Source organism: Metabacillus litoralis (genome assembly GCF_020524045.1).
GTDB lineage: Bacteria > Bacillota > Bacilli > Bacillales > Bacillaceae > Metabacillus > Metabacillus litoralis_C.
In genome coordinates, this window is the sequence record NZ_JAIVKL010000011.1 from 1 (window position 1) to 23229 (window position 23229).

At 34.4% G+C, this 23229-nt stretch carries 16 protein-coding genes, 1 pseudogene and 1 other annotated feature; of the genes and pseudogenes, 6 read left to right on the forward strand and 11 right to left on the reverse strand.

The window, feature by feature from the left end; all coding sequences use genetic code 11:
• Both LC076_RS16290 and tyrS read right to left on the reverse strand, forming a co-directional pair.
• Positions 1-530 (reverse strand): annotated as a pseudogene (locus tag LC076_RS16290) (HTH domain-containing protein); the annotation flags it as partial.
• A 561-nt stretch (positions 531-1091) separates the two neighbouring features.
• A complete protein-coding gene (tyrS, locus tag LC076_RS16295; protein ID WP_226670165.1) occupies positions 1092-2354 on the reverse strand; it encodes a tyrosine--tRNA ligase in 1263 nt (420 codons plus the stop codon).
• Between the two features lie 105 nt (positions 2355-2459).
• Positions 2460-2685: a binding site (T-box leader), on the reverse strand.
• Positions 2686-2834: 149 nt separating this feature from the next.
• Here tyrS and LC076_RS16300 point away from each other — a divergent pair.
• The gene (locus LC076_RS16300) at positions 2835-5717 is read left to right on the forward strand and encodes a transglycosylase domain-containing protein (RefSeq protein ID WP_226670166.1); all 2883 of its coding nucleotides are present in this window, start codon (positions 2835-2837) and stop codon (positions 5715-5717) included.
• 121 nt (positions 5718-5838) lie between these two features.
• Here LC076_RS16300 and acsA read toward each other — a convergent pair whose 3' ends face one another.
• Positions 5839-7551 carry an acetate--CoA ligase gene (gene acsA / locus LC076_RS16305; RefSeq protein WP_226670167.1) on the reverse strand — a complete coding sequence of 571 codons (1713 nt, stop codon included), beginning with the start codon at positions 7549-7551 and terminating at the stop codon, positions 5839-5841.
• Positions 7552-7819: 268 nt separating this feature from the next.
• Here acsA and LC076_RS16310 point away from each other — a divergent pair, with 268 nt between their 5' ends.
• From LC076_RS16310 to LC076_RS16320, 3 genes are all read left to right on the forward strand, one after another.
• The gene (locus LC076_RS16310; protein WP_226670168.1) at positions 7820-8452 is read left to right on the forward strand and encodes a GNAT family N-acetyltransferase; all 633 of its coding nucleotides are present in this window, start codon (positions 7820-7822) and stop codon (positions 8450-8452) included.
• Positions 8453-8591: 139 nt separating this feature from the next.
• Positions 8592-9236, forward strand: coding sequence for an acetoin utilization AcuB family protein (locus LC076_RS16315; protein ID WP_226670169.1), 645 nt, complete (start codon positions 8592-8594; stop codon positions 9234-9236).
• Positions 9233-10393, forward strand: coding sequence for an acetoin utilization protein AcuC (locus LC076_RS16320; RefSeq protein WP_226670170.1), 1161 nt, complete (start codon positions 9233-9235; stop codon positions 10391-10393). The genes LC076_RS16315 and LC076_RS16320 overlap by 4 nt, the downstream gene beginning before the upstream one ends.
• A gap of 140 nt (positions 10394-10533) precedes the next feature.
• Here the strand turns inward: LC076_RS16320 and LC076_RS16325 are convergent, their stop codons facing one another.
• The 3 genes from LC076_RS16325 to LC076_RS16335 form a co-directional block, all read right to left on the reverse strand.
• Positions 10534-12414: a dihydroorotate dehydrogenase gene (locus LC076_RS16325; protein ID WP_226670171.1), complete on the reverse strand. Its 1881-nt coding sequence runs from the start codon at positions 12412-12414 to the stop codon at positions 10534-10536.
• Positions 12415-12662: 248 nt separating this feature from the next.
• Positions 12663-13667, reverse strand: a complete 1005-nt coding sequence (gene ccpA / locus LC076_RS16330) for a catabolite control protein A (RefSeq protein WP_226670172.1) — start codon at positions 13665-13667, stop codon at positions 12663-12665.
• A gap of 342 nt (positions 13668-14009) precedes the next feature.
• Positions 14010-15086, reverse strand: a complete 1077-nt coding sequence (locus tag LC076_RS16335; protein WP_226670173.1) for a bifunctional 3-deoxy-7-phosphoheptulonate synthase/chorismate mutase — start codon at positions 15084-15086, stop codon at positions 14010-14012.
• Positions 15087-15570: 484 nt separating this feature from the next.
• Between LC076_RS16335 and LC076_RS16340 the strand changes: the two genes are divergently transcribed.
• Entirely contained in the window at positions 15571-17715 is a 2145-nt protein-coding gene (locus LC076_RS16340; RefSeq protein WP_226670174.1) for a cell division protein FtsA, read from the forward strand.
• A 62-nt stretch (positions 17716-17777) separates the two neighbouring features.
• On the opposite strand, the gene ytxJ is transcribed toward LC076_RS16340, so the two are convergent.
• From ytxJ to LC076_RS16355, 3 genes are read right to left on the reverse strand one after another with little or no spacing between them, the layout of a single operon-like run.
• Positions 17778-18107 (reverse strand): bacillithiol system redox-active protein YtxJ, encoded by a 330-nt coding sequence (gene ytxJ, locus LC076_RS16345; RefSeq protein ID WP_226670175.1) that lies wholly within the window; start codon positions 18105-18107, stop codon positions 17778-17780.
• 36 nt (positions 18108-18143) lie between these two features.
• The gene (locus LC076_RS16350; protein WP_226670176.1) at positions 18144-18644 is read right to left on the reverse strand and encodes a YtxH domain-containing protein; all 501 of its coding nucleotides are present in this window, start codon (positions 18642-18644) and stop codon (positions 18144-18146) included.
• A gap of 41 nt (positions 18645-18685) precedes the next feature.
• On the reverse strand, positions 18686-19135 hold the full coding sequence (locus LC076_RS16355; protein WP_226670177.1) for a DUF948 domain-containing protein: 450 nt from the start codon (positions 19133-19135) through the stop codon (positions 18686-18688).
• Between the two features lie 457 nt (positions 19136-19592).
• Here LC076_RS16355 and LC076_RS16360 point away from each other — a divergent pair, with 457 nt between their 5' ends.
• The gene (locus LC076_RS16360; RefSeq protein ID WP_226670178.1) at positions 19593-20708 is read left to right on the forward strand and encodes an aminopeptidase; all 1116 of its coding nucleotides are present in this window, start codon (positions 19593-19595) and stop codon (positions 20706-20708) included.
• A gap of 297 nt (positions 20709-21005) precedes the next feature.
• Here LC076_RS16360 and murC read toward each other — a convergent pair whose 3' ends face one another.
• Complete coding sequence (gene murC / locus LC076_RS16365; RefSeq protein WP_226670179.1) at positions 21006-22304, reverse strand: UDP-N-acetylmuramate--L-alanine ligase; 1299 nt, start codon at positions 22302-22304, stop codon at positions 21006-21008.
• Positions 22305-22496: 192 nt separating this feature from the next.
• Entirely contained in the window at positions 22497-23156 is a 660-nt protein-coding gene (locus LC076_RS16370; protein ID WP_226670180.1) for a hypothetical protein, read from the reverse strand.
• Between the last annotated feature and the right edge of the window lie 73 nt (positions 23157-23229).

Below are 23229 nucleotides of genomic sequence, written 5' to 3' on the forward strand. Positions count from 1 at the left end.
ATTATAGTAACCACTTCTTGATACACCTGAGATGTCACATAAATAACTCACCATGTTCTTTAATTGATATTTTTCAATCACTGAATATATTAGGAGATACTTTTGGCAAGGAGGGAGAACTACTTCATCCTCCTTTCTACAAAACGAATCTTTTTTAGGAGTTCGTTTTCTGCCTTTAATAGATTATTTTGAGCTTCTAATCTTGCGTATTTCTCCTCTATACTAAGTTCTCTTTCACAAGGTCTTCCTGAGTTTCCGTCCCTGGCATCCTTTAGCCCAGATACCCCATCTACACGATAATTAGCACGCCATCTCTTTCCCGAAGATCTAACTCGATGCATACCTATAATATCTATATCAAACCCACATTCCTCAAATATTTCCCTTGGTAGCTTACCTTTTTCGTTTTCTGCGATAAAGATATGTTTAAACTCCTCATTATAAGTAATTCCCTTTGAACTTACTGATTTAACGTACTTATTAGCTGATAGTAGTTTTATCTCTTTCTCTGTAAAAATCTTATTACTCATAACCATTCTCCAGTCCCATGTTGTATTTCTCTAGTTGTATTTCTTAATTATACAAAAAAGTACCCTATAGGTAGACTTTTTTTAAGCGTCTACTCTATAGGGTACATTTTAATTTGGTACAGGTTTTTTTATTTAGGCTGTTTTCGTAAACTTTGTTGCTTTAACAACTTCAAGTAAACAGCACTATATAAAGCATAGTGGCATCTTTTCTTCATAAGGTAGTACCTATTTTGCTAATACAACAAAGTTTCCACTGAATAATTAGGTCAATTAGCAACAATCTTTCAGAAAAGAGCCTTTATTTTTGGCTCTGTTAAACTTTGTGGTTGATTTCCGTTACAGGCATTCGCTTTCCGCGGGCGGTCCGGAAGCCTCCTCGGCGCAAGCGCCTGTGGGGTCTCCCTTCGACACGCTTCTCCCGCAGGAGTCTCATGCCTTTCACTCCAATCAACCAAGTGCTAAAAATCAACCATAAGCTTTAACATAGCCTTATTTTTTAACAAAAAGACAGGAGAAATGGACTTTTCATCTTTTCTCCTGTCTTATTTTCTACCTATTTAATCACACGTATTTTATAAGAAAATACTTTTTCTTTCCTCTTCTCACGACAGTAAATTTCTCATCAATTTTCTCATCATTGGATATAACCTTCGTTAAATCTTGAATACGATCTCCATTAATATAAATAGCTCCATTTGTAATATCTTCACGAGCTTGACGTTTCGATGGAGAAATTTTAGCTTGAATTAGTAATTCAATTAAACCAATTTCAGTCTCTGTTACTTCTGTTGTAGGAACATCTTTAAAGCCTTCTAAAATTTCATTACCAGTTAAATTCTTTATGTCTCCACTAAATAACGCAGCTGAAATTTTAATTGCCTGATTTAAGGCTTCCTCACCATGTACTAGTTTTGTCACTTCTTCCGCAAGAGCTTTTTGTGCTAAGCGTTTTTCTGGAGCATTTGCAACTTCACCTTCTAGAGCTTCAATTTCTTGATGTGAAAGGAATGTAAAGAATTTTAAGTATTTTACTACATCTCGATCATCTGTATTAATCCAAAATTGGTAAAATTCATAAGGAGATGTTTTTTCTGCATCTAGCCAGATAGCGCCACCTTCTGTTTTACCAAATTTAGTTCCATCTGCTTTTGTAACAAGTGGAATCGTTAACCCATAAGCTTTAGAATTTTCTTCTGACTTACGTATTAATTCTAAGCCTGCTGTAATATTTCCCCATTGATCACTTCCACCAATCTGAAGTTTACAGCCATTATTTTGATACAACTTTAAGAAATCAAACGATTGAAGAATCATGTAACTAAACTCAGTAAAGGAAATTCCTGATTCAATACGTGATTGAACAGAATCCTTTGCAAGCATATAGTTAATACCAAAGTTCTTTCCAACATCGCGAAGAAACGATATAACATCTAAACTACCAATCCAGTCATAGTTATTTACTATAATTGCAGGATTAGACTTCGCTTCAAAATCAAGAAATTGAGATAATTGTTCTTTAATTCGGTTAGACCAATCTTGAACGATATCAGATGTATTAAGTGTTCGTTCTGCCTTCTTGCCGCTCGGATCACCGATTAAGCCAGTTCCCCCACCTACAAGTGCAATTGGATGATGCCCGTTTAACTGAAAGCGTCTCAAAGTTAATACAGGTAGCATATGTCCAATATGAAGGCTATCTGCAGTAGGATCAAATCCAGAATACAGTTTTAATTCCCCTTCTTCTAAAGCCTTTGCTAGTCCTTCTTCATCTGTAATTTGGTTTACTAAACCTCTAAATTTTAAATCATTTAATAAATCACTCATTATTTTTCCTCCTATATACAATATATTTTAGAATCTACTTTTCAAAAGAATTAGTGAATAAAAAAGCAAATTTTTGAGAAAACAACAAAAAGCCCCTTCATTAACTGAAGGGGCGAAATAATCGCGGTACCACCCTACTTAGAAATAACTTCTGTTATTTCTATCTCGGCTATTTAACGGATAACCCGTCTTTTTCTAATAAGGTGTATATCCTTTTCAAAAAAGATGCTCATGGATGTAATTCATAGAATATCTTTGTACTGATTTGCACCAACCATCAGCTCTCTAAAACAGGGAGATGTCTACTACTTATTCCAATCATAGCTTAAATATTTAGCTGTTAATTACAAGCAATTTTAACCATAAACAGTTTTGAAAGTCAATAGCTAGTTACTATTTTCTCCATTTCTTGTTGACAAAACCATACAAATTCCTCGCTTTATTATGGTATAATAAGTTAGATTTGGGGGGATTGCAAAAATGGAAAACAAGGATAAAAAACATAGGCGCTTCTCACCTTTTAACAAAGATATAACCAAAAGCCTTAGGATATCATATAACGTCATAGGAAATCTTTTATTGCTATTTTCCGTCATAGGACTAATCGGTTTATTCTTTGCAGGAGGTGTTGGTGCTGGCTATTTTGCTTCATTAGTAAAGGACGAGCCCATACGATCTTTCGAAGACATGCAAAAAGATATATACAACTACGAAGAGACCTCACTCGTCTACTTTGATAAAAATGTTTATTTAGGGAAGTTAAATACAGACATCGAGCGTGAAGAAGTAAAACTCAAAGATGTTTCACAACATGTTATCAATGCTGTTGTTGCAACCGAAGATGAGCTTTTTTATGAACATGATGGAGTCGTACCAAAAGCAATTCTGCGTGCGCTTTTTCAAGAATTCACGAACGCATCTGTTCAAACAGGAGGTAGTACTCTTACCCAGCAATTAATTAAAAATCAAATTTTAACTAACGAGGTCTCATTTGATCGAAAAGCGAAAGAAATTCTTTTGGCTCTTCGCTTAGAAAAATTCTTCGAAAAGGACGAAATTCTTGAAGCTTATTTAAATGTGGCTGATTTTGGTCGTAATTCTAATGGTAAAAACATTGCAGGTGTTCAAGCAGCTGCGAAAGGAATATTTGGAGTACCTGCTAAGGATTTAACAATTGCACAAGCAGCCTTTATAGCAGGCTTACCTCAAAGCCCTTTTGGATATACACCTTTTTCAAATAATGGTGGAGAAGTAAAAGAAGAACTTGATCCAGGAATTACTCGAATGAAAACTGTGCTAAGTCGCATGTATTCTGCTGGTTACATTGATCAAGCTCAATATGAAGAAGCTCTTGCATTTGATCTTCGTGCCAATTTAGTTGGAAAAAAACCTTCATCTGTTGATCAATATCCTTATTTAACATATGAAGTTGAAGATCGAGCAAAGGATATCATCAAAGTTCAATTAGCTGAAGAAGATGGATATACGACAGAAGATTTAAAGAAAGACAAAGAATTAGATAAACAATATAGATCACTAGCTGATGTGAATATAAGACAAAACGGTTATCGAATTCACACAACAATAAATAAAGAAATTTATGACAAAATGCAGGATGTTGTCAATAATTACGAGTATTATGGTAATGACAAACCAGAAGATGCAATTGATCCTGATACCGGAAAAGAGATTACAATTAAAGAACCTGTTGAAACAGGTGCTGTGTTAATAGAAAACAAAACCGGGAAAATTATCAGTTTTGTTGGTGGTCGAGACTTTAATCGAGAAAATCTTAATCACGCAACAGATGCTGAAAGAAGAAATGGATCAACAATGAAACCATTACTGGTTTATGCTCCTGCTATGGAATTAGGAAAGGTCCAACCAGGTACAGTAATTGCCGATGTTCCCTATGTTTTATCAGCATATGGAGGTTATTCTCCCAAGAACTATGGTGGAGCATATCATGGTTTAACAAGTGCTAGAAATTCATTAAAACAATCCTACAATGTACCAGCTGTTAAAACATATATGAGCATTATTGATCAAAAACCACTTTCATATCTAGAGAAAATGGGTTTTACAAGTATTCATGAAAGAGACTATGGAGCACCGTCATTAAGTTTAGGTGGAATGACAACTGGTGTGACTGTTGAAGAAAATGTGAATGCTTATTCAACTTTTGCTAACAATGGGAAATTCATCGATGCTTATCTTATTGATAAGATTGAATCTAGTGATGGTCAAGTTATTTATCAGCATGAAAAAGCTGAAACAGAAGTATTTTCTGCTCAAACCGCTTACTTAACAATCGATATGATGAGAGATGTTATTAATAGTGGTACTGCCGCATCTTTAAACGGCTATCTAGCATTTAGTGCAGACTGGGCTGGTAAAACCGGTACAGGACAAGATTATGAGGATGCATGGTTTGTTGCCACTAATCCAAATGTAACTTTCGGTACGTGGATTGGCTATGATACACCTAAACCATTAGAGCAAAACTATAAGGGAATGTCTTATAGTAGAAGAAATATTCTTCTATGGGCAAAGTTAATGAATGTGGCACACGAAGTAGAACCAGATTTATTAGCTCCTAAAAATCGTTTTGAAATGCCAGGTGGTATTGTCAGCCGTTCTTACTGTGCTTTAACAGGTGAATTACCGTCTGATTTATGTCGACAAGCTGGATTAGTAGCATCAGATCTTTTTAATGTTAAATATGTACCTACTAAGGTTGACAACAGCTTAACAAGAGGGAAATATGTTTATGTAAAAGATCGAGCATATACGGTTCCTGCTTCGGCACCATCAGAATTTGTTCAAGAAGGTGTTATGCTCAAAAAGGAAATATTAGAAAAACATAAGATCAATAACTTAAATGATTTGAAGAAATTACTACCAAATACAGTCCGATGGGATAACCTTGTGATAACTGAAGGTAAGGAAATCGCTGATAATGGTTCAAACCCAAGACAAGTTAGTGGGATTTCTGCTAGCGGCACAAAGATTAGTTGGAATGCAAACGGTGATAATGATGTAATCGGATATCGTATTTATGCAGCCCCTAACTATTCGAAAAACTTTAATAAAGTTGCGAGTATTGTTTCTACAGATACACTAGCTGTTTCGGTAGGAAGCTCACCTGCTGCTTACTATATAGTTGCGGTAGACGTTGGTGGAAACGAATCAGCTCCTTCTTCGATTATAAAAGTTGGAGACTACGCTGAAGAAAAACCTAAGCCGGTTGAACCTAAAGAAGATAAAAAACCAAGTAAACCAGATACTTCCAAGAAACCAGATAACAATGAAGATTCTACCCCTTCACCTTCTGATTCAACACCAGAACCTGTGACGGAATAATTAAGATTAGCGCATAACAGTCGCTTTAGGCCACAAGCATAAGACTAATAGCAATTAGAAGTGCAGCCAACATAAAAAAGAGATGTTCAAAATTAGAACATCTCTTTTTTATATGGCATGCTTAGTCTTCCATCGTTGATAAATCACCTGTTGGTAAATCAAGCTCCCAAGCTTTAAGAACGCGACGCATTATCTTACCACTTCTTGTTTTAGGCAGTTTATCTCGGAAATCAATTTCCCTTGGAGCAGCATGTGCAGCTAATCCCTGCTTAACAAACAAACGAATTTCTTCTTTCAATTCATCTGATGGCTCATATCCCTCACGAAGAGCAACAAATGCTTTAATAATTTCACCTCGTACTGGATCAGGTTTTCCTATAACACCTGCTTCAGCAATTGCTGGGTGTTCTACTAATTTACTTTCTACTTCGAATGGACCGACACGCTCTCCAGATGTCATAATCACGTCATCAATTCTTCCTTGGAACCAAAAGTAACCTTCCTCATCCATATAAGCTGAATCACCTGATACATACCAATCACCTGGCATGAAGTATGATTCATATTTCTCTTGATTATTCCAGATTGTATGCATCATTGATGGCCAACCTTTTTTAATAGCAAGATTTCCCATACGATATGGTGGAAGTTCATTACCTTGGTCATCAACTATAGCAGCCTCTACCCCAGGAATTGGTTTTCCCATAGATCCAGGCTTAATCTCCATACAAGGATAGTTACAAATAAGCTGTGCACCTGTTTCAGTCATCCACCATGTATCATGAATACGGTTATTAAATACCTTTACACCCCATCGAACAACTTCAGGATTTAATGGCTCACCAACACTTAAAACATGTCTTAATGAACTTGTATCAAATTGCTTAACAAGTTCATCACCTGCACTCATTAACATTCTGAATGCTGTTGGAGCACTATACCATACAGTTACACCATAATCTTCAATTGTTTTATACCAGGACTCAGGTTTGAATCTTCCTCCAACAATTACATTCGTTGCTCCTGATAACCAAGGTCCGAATATTCCATAAACCGTTCCTGTTACCCAACCAGGATCTGCAGTACACCAGTAAACATCATCTTCCTGCAAATCTAACACCCATTTGCTTGTTTGATAATGTTGAACCATGGCTTGATGAACATGTAAAACACCTTTTGGTTTGCCTGTTGAACCAGAAGTATAATGAAGCAATAATCCATCTGTTTTGTCTACCCATTCAATATAAAAATGTTTGCTTGCTGTCTCCATTTCTAGTAAAAAATCAATATGTGAGTTATCAATAGTTTCCCCTACTACAACAATATGTTTTAATGAAGGCAGTTCATTTACTGGAATTCTATTTAATAGTTCAGGAGTTGTCACAATAACCTTAGCATCACTATCCTCAAGACGGTCCCTAACTGCTCCCTCCATGAACGCTTCAAACAACGGCCCTACAATAGCTCCTAATTTGACTGCTCCTAAAATAACAGAATACAATTCTGGTGTTCTTGGCATAAATACAAAAAGTCGATCTCCCTTTTCAACGTCAGCCTTGTTTTTTAAAACGTTTGCAGCTTTATTTGAGAGTTCTTTCATTTCTTTAAATGTATACTTCTCTTCTCTTTCAGGGTCGCGATAATAAAGAGCAATTTTGTTTTTACGATGTGATTCAGCATGTCTATCAATTGCTTCATAAGCTGCATTAATCCGACCTGTTTCTGACCATGTAAAATTCTCTTCTACCTTAGACCAATCAAAGGATGCATATGTAGCATCATAGTCTGATAAGTTAAATTTTCCCTTTGTCGGTGACAACGCTTCCAATTTCATTATTTACTCCCCCTTATGTAACATTTTACAATTCTATTATATTACAATATTTCACTTTTCACAATTTTGAGATATATATTTACTAATTTATGTTGTAAACGCTTTATTTTATGCTAAATCTAGTATAATAATAGAATAACAGTAAAAATTCACTCTTATACAAACGGAGAGTGCTTAGAATGATTACATCATTTACGTTGATTTATAATGGATAGTGTAGAACTTCTATACGATCTACTCATTACAATACTAAAAGGCGGTGACCTTATTGAAACACCCTAAAACATATAATGCAAAGGAAATAAAAACACCAACTGGGAGTATTTTTATTGAGGGTCCTATTTCACCTGAAAAACTTGCTACATATGATTTCAATGATGGATTAGTTGCTTTTCGTCAGCCTATTCAACAAAAAAAGGCTTTGATTGAAATCGCTGGATTACCCGAAGGAAGAATTATTATTGCTAGACAACATGACCAAATTATTGGGTATGTAACATTTCTATACCCAGATCCTCTTGAACGTTGGTCTGAAGGAAATATGAAAGAGCTTATTGAATTAGGAGCAATTGAAGTAGCACCAGAATTCCGAGGGTTTTCTGTTGGTAAAAATCTCCTTATCGTTTCCATGATGGATGACGCTATGGAAGATTACATTATTATAACAACAGAATACTATTGGCATTGGGATTTAAAAGGCTCAGGTTTAAATGTATGGGAATATAGAAAAGTCATGGAAAAAATGATGAATGCTGGTGGTTTAGAATGGTACGCCACCGACGAACCAGAAATAAGTTCTCACCCAGCCAATTGTCTTATGGCAAAAATAGGGAAAAGAATCCAACCTAGATCCGTTCAGCAATTTGACCAATTGAGATTTAAAAATCGTTTTATGTATTAAATATCTATTAGTGTTGAAAAAATTGCTTTCTTGCTCTGTTAAACTCTTGCCTGTTGATCAACACCGTTCATATATATTATATAGAGTTGAACAAATCAAACTATTAATGAAAGTTTTTATTTCGTTAGGAGGCAACATGATGATCGTTAAGCAAATAATGAATCAAAATGTCATAACCTTAAATTCAAGTGATCCAATTCGATTGGCATTAGAAACAATGAAAATAAATAAAATACGGCACATTCCCATTCTAACTGATGATGCTAAGTTAGTCGGTATTATAACTGAACGAGATGTAAAAGATGCCAGTCCATCTATTTTTCAACTTGAACTAAAGGAAGACTTTTTGAACGAACCGATAAAAACTGTGATGACAAATAATGTTGTGACAGGACATCCACTTGATTTTGTTGAAGAAGCTGCAGCTGTTTTAATGGAACATAAAATCGGGTGTTTACCAATTTTACAAAATGATATGTTAGTGGGGATGTTAACAGAAACAGATTTGCTTCACACTTTTGTAAAATTAACCGGTGGAGACCAACCCGCCTCACACATTGAAATAAAAGTTCCTAATAAAGCAGGAATGCTTGCCGAGGTCTCATCGATCTTTCGTCATAGAAAATTAAATATTTCTAGTGTACTTGTGTATCCTGATTCTGATAATCATTTTAAAATACTTGTTTTTAGAGTACAAACAATAAACGTAACCATGATTATTAATGATCTAAAAGCTGAAGGATATGAAGTTTTATGGCCTACGATCCCGGAGAGTTTAGAATGAAAAGTAAAGATACAGCTTTTATTTATTCTCCTTTATTTCAGCAATATAAATTTAATAATGATCATCCATTTAATCAGTTACGAGTGGAGCTTACGTATGATTTACTAAGAAAAATGAATGCAGTTAATGATCATGATATCGTAGCACCTAGAATGGCTACCATTGACGAACTAGCACTCGTTCATGATAGAAAATATATTCAGGCTGTTGAGCTAGCTGGACATGGAAAGCTTAATGAAGATGAAGCTCTGAACTACGGAATTGGTACAGAAGATACGCCAATTTTCTCAAATATGCATGAAGCAAGCTCACTGTTAGTCGGTGGTACATTAACCGCAGTAGATCTCGTCATGGAAGGGAAAGTTCTACATGCCGCTAACTTTGGCGGTGGTTTGCACCATGGATTTCGAGGAAAGGCATCAGGCTTTTGTATTTATAATGATAGCTCTGTTGCTATCCGTTATATGCAAGAAAAATATCACGCAAGAGTATTATATATTGATACAGACGCTCATCATGGTGATGGTGTGCAGTGGACATTTTATGATGACCCAAATGTATGTACCTTATCAATCCATGAAACAGGAAGGTATTTATTCCCTGGAACAGGTAATATTACAGAACGAGGTGCTGGCAAAGGCTATGGGTATTCTTTTAACATACCTTTAGATGCCTTTACTGAGGATGAATCATGGCTTCATGCGTATAAAACCTCTATAGAAGAGGTAGCAGCGTTTTTTAAACCAGATGTCATTCTTACTCAAAATGGAGCTGATGCCCATTTTTATGATCCATTAACACATTTAGCAAGTACCATGAGCATATATCACGAAATTCCTAAAATCGCTCATGAAATAGCTCATAAGTATTGTAATGGTCGGTGGATTGCTGTTGGTGGCGGTGGATATGATATTTGGCGCGTGGTACCAAGGGCTTGGAGTTTAATTTGGCTTGAAATGAATAACATTCCTGTTCCAAGTAATCTACCAGAAAATTGGATCAATCAATGGCAGAAACAAGCTCCAGTAACATTACCAACAAAATGGCATGATTCTGAAGGGATGTATAAACCCATTCCTAGAAAAGCAGAAATTGAAGAAAAAAACGCTTTAACAGTTGAAAAAGCATTGCACTCTATTCGTCCTTCAAAAGAATAAATATATGATTTTAGAAAAATAAAATTCCGAACAAAGTTATAGTTTAGCTGAGTATATTTCATGATTGAAGCGAAAGCAACCTAAATTTAAAACGCTGTTGAATCCAAAATCAACAGCGTTTTTTCATGTGATTACCCATGTTAAAACATATTGTTAATGTTATCATGTTGACGATTGGAAATGTTAGTCCTTTCATGAATGTTCATTAAGAAAGAGTATGAAAACACTAGCCCAATCACATATAATCCAACTGCTACATATGCAGGCAATAGATGAATAAAGGTTGTGTAGTCAATAACAAAGTGTACAATTATACCAGCTAAAAATGCTGGAAGACCTCCGATAAACATACTCCACCAAACCCATTTATCTCCCTCGCGGAAACCCCACAATGACATCATCAAAACGAGCAGACCCACACTTAATAGCGCACTTCCAAAACCCGCACGATCATGAGCGATAACAGGGATTAAAGCATCATTAAATTGATTAATCATTTCAGGTGGCATACATAAATATTCTAAATCAGTTTTTACAAATACATTTGTCATACCTACATAGGAAATAATGACTCCTCCTATCATAAAGGAAAAACCTAATATGATAAATGCAAGCTGACCAAATAAACTATATTTCCATGCTTTGTGGTTGAACTCATTTTTAGACTTAGGGGTATGTACTACACCCTTAGTTCTACTATAACCTAAGATAAAAAGAGGTAACAATACTAACCAAAATAATCCATGTAACCAATCGAAATAACCATAACCTATAAACATTAGTATGCCTAAAAACCCAGTAATACCGCCAATATTTATTGCTTTTCTACACCAGTGAATTCCATTTCTTACCCCATTTTTAGCAAGTTGCATATATAAAATCCCACCAGATATCATCGTACCTGCTAAAGTCATGCGATCATGGGCCATAAAAAACAAAATAAATTCATTAAAATCAACTATTTCATTTCTTGAAATACCAAGAAATGCTTCGTCATAAGGTAAAATTACTCTTGTTATACTAAATAGCAGTGCTAAAATTCCGCCAATCAAAATACAAAAACCAAATAACCAATACCAAACCCAGCCTGGATACGTTTGATCTGAAGTTTTGCTAAACTTATTATCAATTAGCTCGTTTATTCTTTTCGGCAATCCTGGACCTGATGAGACATAACCACCTGAGAGCATGATCAAGGTTGCTCCCTCATCTAAATAATTTATAGCGTCTTGTGGTTCATTAACCCCACCAGAAACGATTACGGGGAAATCTCTAGATTTCAATGAATATATGATACTTAAAGCTTGATTAATAAAGACGGCATCTACTTCTCTATCATTATCAAGTAAAATACCAGCTATACTCTCTTCCATCACTAGCTCTAAAAAGTGATTTTTAAAACGGTGAAATTGCTTAGGAGATATAGCAAGGAAAAGAGGAGAACAATCAATATTTGTCTTTAATTGCAGTAGTGCTTCTTTATCTAGGGTTTCTGTATACTCTACAGTAAAAGCATCGCCAAACGGACTCAATTTCTTAGTCATTTCTAGTAATTCAGTATAACTACCCTTCAGGCGAATAAATTTACTTATTGAAACATGAGCATATTGCTCTAATTTATTTGCTGTTTTTTGATAGCCTAGTGATTCTTCTACTTCAGGAAACACAATATGACATTTTTCATCACTTTTATAGTAAGGTTTTACATTGGGATTTTGTGGTTTGATTGTAACAGGACCAATTTCTATAAAACTAAACCCTAAATTGGCGAAAGCTTTTGTTCCTGATAAATTTGGATCGACCTTACCACTTAATCCTACTGGAGATGATAATGTCAGACTTCCAATGGTTACCTTGTTATTAAGTGATGGATTCATATGACCTAAAAAACGGATAAGGTGATTTCCACCTGGAATTGTTGAAATAGCGTTCATTCCCTTATGAATAAATTCTCTTCCAATATGACCAGGCAAATTCGATACTATATGCTTAAATACGGTGTGATATGACCAATCAGGCATGTAGAAAAACTCCTTCCTATTACTTAATCCTAAAGTGGCGTTAGGACGCTTGCAATATATCTTAGGGGAGTAATGAATTCGTTTCATTTGTCTGTAACGGAAATTAACAACAAATTTTAATAAAGCTTATAATTAAAATAGCATGAAAAATTGAGAACTTTTGTAAAATTTCAAATAATTATGATAAAAAAAGCGAGCAAAACTGTAGTAAGTTCGCTCACTTCTTTTTATCTGTATAATGACATCGTTTATTGTTTAGTTGATTGTCTGAATTCCATACGATGTGGTAATTCTACAATTTGATTATCTACTTCCTCTTTGTTCATTAACTTTGTAAGTAATCTCATTGAAACAGCACCTATATCATATGTTGGTTGTACTACTGTTGTTAGTTGTGGTCTTACCATCGTTGCAAGTCTAGTGTTATCGAAGCCAACAACTTCAAAATCATTTGGAATTGAATATTGACGATCTTGTGCTGCATGAATAACTCCTAATGCCATTTCATCCGTACCAACGAAGATTGCAGTAGGTTTTTCTGAAAGCTCATCAATTCGCTCAAACGCTTCAATACCAGAATCATACGAATAATCACCTTCAATAATTAAATCGTCATTAAATGCAATGTTCGCATCTTCTAATGCACGTCGATATCCAACTGATTTTTTCAAGCGATTCACTGGCTCTTCTGCTGGTCCTTCAACATATGCAATTCGTTTGTGACCCTTTTCAATAAGCATGGAAATCACATCGTAAGCAGCTTGCTCATAATTGATGTTAACAGATGGTGTTGTATTCGTTAAATCAATTGAAGCAGCCAACACGATTGGAACTGGAGAACGTTTAAATTGTTCAACTAACTCTTCTGTTACATTACCGCTCATGAAAACAATACCATCCACTTGCTTGCCTAGCATTGTATTTAAAAGATGTAGCTCTTTATCTTTGTTTTGATCCGAGTTGCTCAAGATAATGTTATATTTATACATCGTTGCAATGTCTTCAATTCCACGTGCAAGTTCAGAGTAAAAGATACTTGATATATCTGGAATAATTACACCAACAGTTGTTGTCTTCTTACTAGCTAGACCACGTGCTACTGCATTTGGACGATAACCTAATCGGTCTATAGCATCAAGTACTTTTTTTCTAGTTGTTGGTTTTACATTTGGATTTCCATTAACTACACGAGATACTGTAGCCATTGAAACATTAGCCTCACGGGCAACATCATATATAGTTACACTTGACATTTAAAACACTCCTTCTATTACACTCAATACATTTTGTAAAATGTTATTTTCATTCCGTATGTAAAGTTTGTTGACTTATGTCTAAAAATAAAACTTTTTCTCAGTCTATGTAAATAATCATACGATACTCTAAAAACGTCTGCAATCTATTTCAGCTGTTTTTTACGTTGTTATTGCATATTTTGTTTATTTATTCACAATTTCATATTAAATCATTAAAAATCCATTACCATGATACTAGTTTATAGAATCATTTTGCCTAAATGTACCACATATCTATACATAAATAAAATAAGAGGCTAACAATTTGTTAGCCTCTAGAACTTTTTTATCACATCATGATTATGCTTTTACTTTTACTAAATGCTTTAATTCAGTCATGAATGTATCGAATTGATCGAAATCCATTTGTTGAGCCGAATCTGATAAAGCAACAGCTGGATCAGGATGGACCTCTGCCATTACACCATCCGCACCAATTGCAAGTGCAGCTTTTGCTGTTGGTACAAGTAAATCTCTTCTACCTGTTGAATGTGTTACATCAACAAATACTGGTAAATGAGTTTCTTGTTTTAAGATAGGAACAGCAGAAATATCTAATGTATTTCTTGTTGCACGCTCATAAGTACGAATTCCACGCTCACATAAGATAATCTGATCGTTACCTTGTGAAATGATATATTCTGCTGCATTGATAAATTCATCAATTGTAGCAGCAAGACCACGTTTTAATAGTACTGGTTTACGTACAGCACCAGCAGCTTTCAATAATTCAAAGTTTTGCATGTTTCTAGCACCAATTTGAATAATATCTACATAATCTAACGCTGTTTCAATATCAGCTGGGTTGACAATTTCACTTATGATGGCTAAGCCGTATTCATCCCCAACTCTTCTCAGAATTTTCAGACCTTCAAGGCCAAGACCTTGGAAATCATATGGACTTGTACGTGGTTTGTAAGCACCGCCACGAAGAATTTTAATTCCTTGCTTCTTCGCTTGCTCTGCTACTGCTGCAACCTGCTCATAGCTTTCTACTGCACAAGGACCAACGATAAAGGATTGATTGCCATCTCCGATTCTAACACCGTTCACTTCAACGATTGTATCTTCAGGTTTTTTCTTACGTGATACTAATAATGCTTTACTATGATCATCTTCTTGTAATTCTAAGCCAGCTTTAAAAATTTCTTTGAAAATATGTTGTAAAGTTGAGTTTTCGAATGGGCCATCGTTAAATTCTTTAATGCTGTTTAACATTTTTCGCTCGCGAACAGGATCGTAACGATGTACACCTTGTGCCTCTTTCGCTTTACCAATCTCCTGAACAACTCTTCCTCGTTCATTAATTAGCTTTAAAATCTGTAAATTAATCTCATCTGCTCTCTCTCTTAATGCTTCTAATTCTGCATTACTCATCTGTCTCATCCTTTCGCATAAAAAATAGTAGATCTGCCAACCATACACCACTTATAAATGAACTAAGAAGTTATAGATTAATAATCTTTCTTGATGAACTACACTGTAGCTAGACAATGTTTTCTTTATCATTCACTGAAAGTATGGTACATTTTCTATAATTAGTTGTAATTATAAACGATAAAATTGAGATTGTCATTAAAAACTTTAACATTTAAACGCTTTTAAGCAGTAAAGCATCTAGATGTAACATTTTTCTCCAAACTTAACTGCATTCCAAGTAATAATTGGATAGTTTATAGTATTCTGTTAAACCTATTGTTCAGTTTCTTCAATAAGGAGCACCGTTCCTATTAAGGCAACCTATTATGCCTCCTATTGATTAGCTTTTCAACCAACAATTTGCTTTAACATAGACTTAATTATATATGATGTACTTAAATTAATAAACCAACATGACATCTATTGAAGAAAGGTGTAAAAAATGAATAACAAAGACCTTACATTTGCTCTGGATATTGGGACTAGATCTGTCGTGGGTTTAATTCTAAAAGAAGAAGACGGCTTTTATTACATTGTTGATACTGTAATAAAGGAACATGATAAACGAGCAATGCTTGATGGACAAATTCATGATGTATTGGCTGTTGCGAATGTTATCTTGTCAATAAAAAATGACCTTGAACAAGTACACGGACCGCTAAATAAAGTATGTGTTGCAGCTGCAGGCCGTGCGCTAAAGACTGAAAGAGCAAAGGTTAATATAGAAATAATGGGCAAACCAATGATACAAAAGGAAGATATTCTACATCTAGAGTTAATGGCTGTTCAAATAGCTCAAAAGCAATTAGCTGAGAAATATGATAGTGATCGTGCACACAATTATGATTGTGTTGGATACTCTGTTCTTCATTATCATTTAGATAATGAGGAAATCGGAAGTTTAATAGATCAGCAAGGTGAGAAAGCTTCTGTCGAAATAATTGCTACATTTTTACCTAAGGTTGTTGTTGAGTCTTTACTTGCTGCACTAAATAGAGCTGGTCTAGAAATGGAAGCACTTACTCTAGAACCAATTGCTGCCATTAACGTGTTAATTCCAGCATCAATGAGAAGATTAAACGTGGCTCTTGTTGATATTGGTGCAGGTACTTCTGATATTGCGATTACTGACTTAGGTACGATTATTTCCTACGGTATGGTTCCTATTGCAGGAGATGAAATTACAGAAGCTGTTTCAGATGAATTTTTATTAGATTTTCCAAAAGCAGAAGATGCAAAAAGACAGTTAACATCTCAAGAAACCATTACTATAACTGATATATTGGGATTTGAAACTGAAATACCGAGTGAAGAAGCAATAGATAAAATATCTCCTGCTATTGATAAGTTAGCTAATGCTATTAAAGATGAATTATTGCTATTAAATAATGGGACAGCTCCTAAGGCAGTTATGCTTGTTGGAGGAGGCAGTTTAACACCTATGCTTCCACAGAAATTAGCGTCACTACTTCATTTACCAGAAAATCGAGTAGCGATAAGGGGCATTGATGCAATTAATCAATTAAAGCTAGCCGATCATGTTCACAAAGGACCAGAGTTAGTCACACCAATTGGAATTGCTGTTTCTTCCAAACAAAACCCAATACAATATATTAGTGTAAAAGTAAATGATCGTGCAGTAAGGCTTTTTCATATGAAAACATTGACGATAGCTGATAGCCTTTTAGCTTCGGGTATACAATTAAGTAAACTATATGGAAAACCAGGAATGGCAATCATGGTTGAAGTTAATGGACAATCCATTACTATTCCAGGTAATCATGGGACATCACCGATCATTATGCATAACAATAGCATCTGTTCCCTAGATGATGAAATTAAACATGGAGATTCCATTATTGTCAAGAACGGTCAAAATGGAACTGATCCAGTTGTGCCAATCTCACAAATTTTAGATGAAATACCTACTAAATCCATTTCAGTGAATGGAGAAATTTATACGATTCACGCTAAAATTCTTCTTAATAATCAAGAATCACATGCTGAGAAGATATTAGCTGATCGTGATAGAGTTACTTGCTGGATACCAAAAACAATTGAGGAATTTCTTGAACAAGTTAAATTACAGAAAAAGCTTACAGAAATTCAATCATTTTCTATTAGAATAGATGAAGCAATTGTACCTCTAGATACTTTTTCAGGTAAAATTTATAAAAACGGCCTACAAACAACGAAAAAAGCAAATTTAGAAAACGGGGATATACTTGACATTAAACCGACGAAATCACCGACTCTTGAAGAGTTTGTGAAAGAAACAAACATGACGCTTTCTCAATCTTTACCGATTACCTTTAACGAAAAATCGATCACACTTGAAAAATCGATCACAAATTTTTATCGAAATGATACTCTTTTATCATATAAGGATGTTTTACAAAACGGAGATAGATTAACAACAAAAAAGAAAGCAATTGAACCATTTATCTTTCAAGATATATTTACTGCAATTGATATTGATATACCTACCTCGGGTAATAGTAAATTTATATTATTAAAAAATGATCAAGAAGTAAGTTTTCATGAACCTTTATCACCAGGAGATAACCTGTCTATCAAATGGCTATAAAGAAAGAAGCCAGAAACCTGATCTAAAAAAGTGTCTACCCAATAGGATAGACACTTTTTTTATTATTCACTAATTGCTTTATTTAAGGTATCACTTGTAATTTTCCAATGTGATGTGTTCCATGTAACTGTTTTGTCTTTAAATAATAATGCTTGTGGTGATTCATGCTTAATATTAAAATTCTCTGCGATATGATTTGAAAGTGGGCGAGAATCTTGAACATGAAGGTGATATGTAGGGAACTCATCATGTTTATCAGCAAATTGTTGATATTCTTCATAAGCAGCCTGACTAATTGGACATGTTAAGCTATTCTTTAAGAATAAAAATTGATCATGCTTTGTTAGTAGCTCTTCAAATTCTTCTACTGTTTGAATTGTTTTTGTACTCATATTTTTCACCCTTCAATATAAGAAAGTAAGAATGCACTAGTTAACTTCCTTCTTATTTTCTTCTGTAGTGTCATTGTCTTCTTCATTTGCATCGGCTATATCTTCATCTCTTGTAGTTTGTACAGCGGAAAGCACAGTTTTCTCTTGTGTATTATTTTTATCTTCTGTACCTTCTGACAGTTCTTCAAGTGCTTTAGAAACCTCTTGCTCTGCTAATTCTGCTTGGTCCTCTGAATTAGATTTTGATTGACTCGTAATATCTCTTACTTTATCCATAATTTGTGTAGATTGATCTGATACTACCTGTGATAAACTAGCTGTTTTTTCCTTAGCTATAGAAGCAATACCTGAACTTTTCTCTAAAGCATCACTTGTGAATTTCCCTGTGCGTTCTTTCATCACATTTGCTTGTTCTCCGAGATTATCTCGCATTTCTTTTCCAGTTTTAGGAGCTAAAAATAAAGCAGTTGCTGCTCCAATTAGTCCACCAATTACTGATCCTACTAAAAAGTCTTTGTTATTGTTCTTTTTCGCCATTATTTATACCTCCTATTTTCAAATCATAAGTAAGATTTCCTTTAGATTGAGGAATTATTACTATTTACGTGCTGTCTTTTTTCGGTTCTTTGTTTCCATTTACCCCAAATATCCATCGCTGCATTACTCCATTGCACAACCTGATTCACTTTATCTTGATTACTTTCAAGACTATTTGATGCACTCGTTGTTACCTTTTTGACAGTAAGATTCAATTGTTGAATTGTATCTCCTACATCTTTTACAGATTCAACAACTGTATTTAGTTTATCTGACTTATGTTGTATATCCTCTGCTAAAGCATTTGTTTTATGTAAGAGTTGTGTCGTTTCAATCGTAATTCCTTCCATCTGCTTTTCAAGACCTGATAAAGTTCCTGCAACATTTGTTAATGTCCCTTGCAGTGCCTTTAAAGTTTTTGACACATATACAACTAAAATTGCAAAAGCGATTGCAATTAAAGCAACACTTAGATATAAAATAATTATCATGTCTAACACCTCCAATAACATTTACTATTCCATTACCCTTCATAAACTATTATAAACATAAATATTACATAATAACTAATTTCTCCACTTATTTAGACAATCCCTTCAAAAAAGACTACTTTCTTTTATTTTGCTTTGATCTGATTTCCGTGAAAAGGATTTTCATTAAAAGTTCAGATGATTGTGTTATGAGTCAGAGAGCTTATAAGTTACTTTAGATAAATAATTTGAAGTGTTTTCGTAACTTTTTGTTTTTAGAATCCTGATGGAAAGATCTCTGTATCATTCTAGTGTCATCTTTTCTTCTACAAATCGCACCTAGGATAAAGCACTGATTCTAACTGGCAGTGATATGAACTAGCAACATTTTTTTCAGGATAGAGCCATAATTAAAAAAGAATTGCTTATAAATCGGGTACAATAGGATAGCAGGTAAAAATTAATAGGAGGGATCACGTTGAAAGATCCACGTATAGAACAATTAGCTAAAAACCTAATTAATTACTCGATTCAATTAAAAAAGGGTGAAAAAGTACTAATCGAAAATTTTGGTCTTCAAAAAGAATTAGTAACAGCTCTTATAAATGAAGCATACAAAGCTGGAGGATTTCCATTTGTATCACTAAAAGATCATCAAATTGATCGAGCATTACTAATGGGTGGACAAGAAGAGCAATATCATATGATGGCTGATTTTGAAGCAGAAGTTATGAAGAAGATGGACGCATATATTGGTTTACGTGCTGGAAATAATATTAACGAATTTGCTGATGTACCTGATGATAAAATGAGGCTACAAGGGAAAACAGTTGGACAAAAAGTACATCGTGAGATTCGAGTTCCTAAAACACGATGGGTTGTCTTAAGATATCCGACTTCTTCAATGGCTCAGTTAGCTAAAATGAGTACAGATCAATTTGAAGACTTCTATTTTGATGTTTGTAATTTGGATTATAGTAAGATGGATAAAGCAATGGATCCACTAGTTGAGCTGATGAATAAAACAGATAAAGTCAGATTAACAGGTGTTAACACTGACATTACTTTCTCTATTAAAGATATCCCAGCTATAAAATGCTCTGGACAAATGAACATACCAGATGGTGAGGTTTATACAGCACCTGTTCGTGATTCTATAAATGGAAAAATTACATATAATACACCATCTCCATATAATGGTTTTACATTCGAAAATGTTCAATTAACATTTAAAAATGGAAAAATCATCGAAGCAATTGCAAATGATACAGATCGGATTAATAAAATCTTTGATACAGATGAAGGGGCTCGTTATGTTGGTGAATTCGCCATAGGTGTTAATCCTTATATTTTACATCCGATGCAAGATATATTGTTTGATGAAAAAATCGATGGAAGCTTCCATTTTACACCTGGGCAAGCTTATGATGATGCGTACAATGGTAATAAATCAAATATCCATTGGGATATGGTGATGATTCAGCGACCTGAATATGGTGGTGGGGAAATCTACTTTGATGATGTGCTCATTCGAAAAGATGGTCGATTTGTTCTCGCTGAGCTTGAAGACTTAAATCCTGAGAACTTGAAATAAAGTTTAAAGATATTTTTTACATTTTTTAAAAGATCAGAAAGTATAAAAATTCTGCACTTAGTTTTGGTGTCTAGCTCCACGCGCCATCAGCTCGAGGGAAAAAGTAAAACCCTTTTTCCTAGGTCATAAGTCAAATAGGAATTGAAGGTAAAGAGCACCTTCTATTCCTATTCGCCTTATGCTTGTCGCCGATAGGCGGGCGCCTTGCGCTTTTCTTATTTATTCATAGTAAAAAACTGACATCAAGAGGTGGATTAATAGTAAAATCCTCCTTTCCGATGTCAGTTTCTTTATTTTTTATACTAAAACCTTTTCATAGGCTTGTTGATATTTCTGAATATCTCCTGCACCCATGAATACTAAAACTGCACGATCATGCTTCTTGAGTACCGTCGTATCTTCTTCATTAATTAAATGAGAGTTATCAATTTTCTCAAGTAAATGATCAATCGACAATTTACCAACATTTTCTCTAGCCGACCCAAAGATATCACATAAATAAATATGATCTGCCCGTTGTAAGCTTTCAGCAAATTCACCTAGAAATGATTGTGTTCTAGTAAACGTATGTGGCTGAAATACAGCTACAATATCACGATCGGGATACTTTTGTCTTGCAGCATCAATGGTTGCATTGATTTCAGTTGGGTGATGTGCATAATCGTCTATTAAGATTTGATCACCAATTTTTTTCTCATTAAATCGACGTTTAACTCCTTCAAAGGTTTGTAACCTTTGTTGAATAATTTCAACATCGATATCTTCATAATGACATAGTGCAATCACTGATAATGCGTTTAAAACACTATGATCACCATATGAAGTAATCGTGAAATTCGCATAAAATGTGTTTCGAACAAATACATCGAACGTCGTACCTTCAGTAGATTTCACGACATTTCTAGCTTGGAAATCATTATCATCACCAAATCCATAATAGACAACAGGTACCTTTGCTTGAATTTGCTGCAATTGTTCATCATCTCCACAAGCGATGATTCCCTTTTTGACCTTCAGTGCCATGTCTTGAAAAGCACTAAATACATCTTGTATGTTTGTGAAATAATCTGGATGATCAAAATCTATATTTGTCATGATCGCATAATCTGGATTATACGAAAGAAAGTGTCGACGATATTCACACGCCTCAAAAACAAAATATTTGCTGTTAGGAACTCCACTACCTGTTCCATCACCAATTAAAAATGAACTAGGCTCTGCACCTTTAATTACATGTGAAAGTAATCCAGTTGTTGAAGTTTTTCCGTGAACACCTGTTATAGCAACACTCGTATATTTTTGAATAAAGTCTCCAAGAAAACGGTGGTAGCGAACAACAGGTAATCCTATGTTAACTGCCTCAACAATCTCTTCATGCGTATCTGGATATGCGTTTCCTGCAATGATCGTCAAGCCTTCTTTAATATTCTCTTTTGAAAAAGGTAATATTTTAATGTTACGTGCTTCAAGGGCTTTTTCTGTAAACACATGCTTCTCTATATCTGATCCTTGAACTTCGTAATTCATATCATGTAAAATCTGTGCTAGGGCACTCATACCAGTCCCTTTAATACCTACGAAATGATAAACAGTCATAATTAGAACCTCCAACAAACGTCTATCTGATGACAGTATATGACGCTCATCTTGATTTGCAACTCATCTATTTTAAATCCACTAAATTAACTTATGGCTTTCTCCTACAAACATATGTAATCAAGCTTATGAAAATATATTATATCATCAGCGTTACATAAAGACCATGAAAAACAAATAAACTCTATAGCTTTATTTCTTAATTGAAGATGTTGAATCCTTTGCCCAAGTATATTTTATGGAATATTTCTTTAAAAATGTACGCCAATTATCTTCACTTTTATTAATATCATTTAGGAGATTGTTTACAACATCGATATCCTTTTGGACAAAAATTCCGCTAATACATAATAACTTCTCAAAGATAGGGATCGTTCGTAAGAAGATCACCTCTTCTTCCTTAATGCCTTTCCTTTTATTACTTTCCATTATATTAATTTCGCACTTTTCTTTGGTAAGTAATTTCTCTGCATATATATGATTGTTTTCAATTTTTATTACTTTAAATGGTTCCAGTACACTAGCCATAAAAAGGGCATGAATAACTGAATGCAAAGGATGCATTTGATTTTTTGAAAAGCTCGTAACATATGATTGATAAATCGTTAAACCTTTTACAGTTAAATAGTCGTATGTGAACCAATCTTGAAAAAGCAATTCTTCACTGTTCGTAAAATCAATGAATTCTATCTCGTTCTTTTGGCGAAAAATATGCTTTGCTTTTACTTTTTCTCTTATGTTTACTTCTCTTTCAACAAAATATTGAAATTCTTCTATATGTTTAGCTGAAAAAGTTAACAAACGATCTTCCTTTTCCTTGCGTATCATTGTGAAATCAACTATTTTATCCATTGTAATATGAATAACCTCTACTTTTTATCGTATCATATCATTTCTTTTACATTCTGTTAAATCTTATGATGAT

Excerpts from the sequence above, each read along its gene's own strand:
- LC076_RS16335 (WP_226670173.1), bottom strand. The coding sequence starts at position 15,086 with ATGAGTAATGCAGAATTAGAAGCATTAAGAGAGAGAGCAGATGAGATT.
- LC076_RS16325 (WP_226670171.1), bottom strand. The coding sequence starts at position 12,414 with ATGCCTGATTGGTCATATCACACCGTATTTAAGCATATAGTATCGAAT.
- tyrS (WP_226670165.1), bottom strand. The coding sequence starts at position 2,354 with ATGAGTGATTTATTAAATGATTTAAAATTTAGAGGTTTAGTAAACCAA.
- LC076_RS16315 (WP_226670169.1), top strand. The coding sequence starts at position 8,592 with ATGATCGTTAAGCAAATAATGAATCAAAATGTCATAACCTTAAATTCA.
- LC076_RS16350 (WP_226670176.1), bottom strand. The coding sequence starts at position 18,644 with ATGGCGAAAAAGAACAATAACAAAGACTTTTTAGTAGGATCAGTAATT.
- murC (WP_226670179.1), bottom strand. The coding sequence starts at position 22,304 with ATGACTGTTTATCATTTCGTAGGTATTAAAGGGACTGGTATGAGTGCC.
- acsA (WP_226670167.1), bottom strand. The coding sequence starts at position 7,551 with ATGAAATTGGAAGCGTTGTCACCGACAAAGGGAAAATTTAACTTATCA.
- LC076_RS16355 (WP_226670177.1), bottom strand. The coding sequence starts at position 19,135 with ATGATAATTATTTTATATCTAAGTGTTGCTTTAATTGCAATCGCTTTT.
- LC076_RS16340 (WP_226670174.1), top strand. The coding sequence starts at position 15,571 with ATGAATAACAAAGACCTTACATTTGCTCTGGATATTGGGACTAGATCT.
- ccpA (WP_226670172.1), bottom strand. The coding sequence starts at position 13,667 with ATGTCAAGTGTAACTATATATGATGTTGCCCGTGAGGCTAATGTTTCA.
- LC076_RS16300 (WP_226670166.1), top strand. The coding sequence starts at position 2,835 with ATGGAAAACAAGGATAAAAAACATAGGCGCTTCTCACCTTTTAACAAA.
- LC076_RS16320 (WP_226670170.1), top strand. The coding sequence starts at position 9,233 with ATGAAAAGTAAAGATACAGCTTTTATTTATTCTCCTTTATTTCAGCAA.
- LC076_RS16370 (WP_226670180.1), bottom strand. The coding sequence starts at position 23,156 with ATGGATAAAATAGTTGATTTCACAATGATACGCAAGGAAAAGGAAGAT.
- ytxJ (WP_226670175.1), bottom strand. The coding sequence starts at position 18,107 with ATGAGTACAAAAACAATTCAAACAGTAGAAGAATTTGAAGAGCTACTA.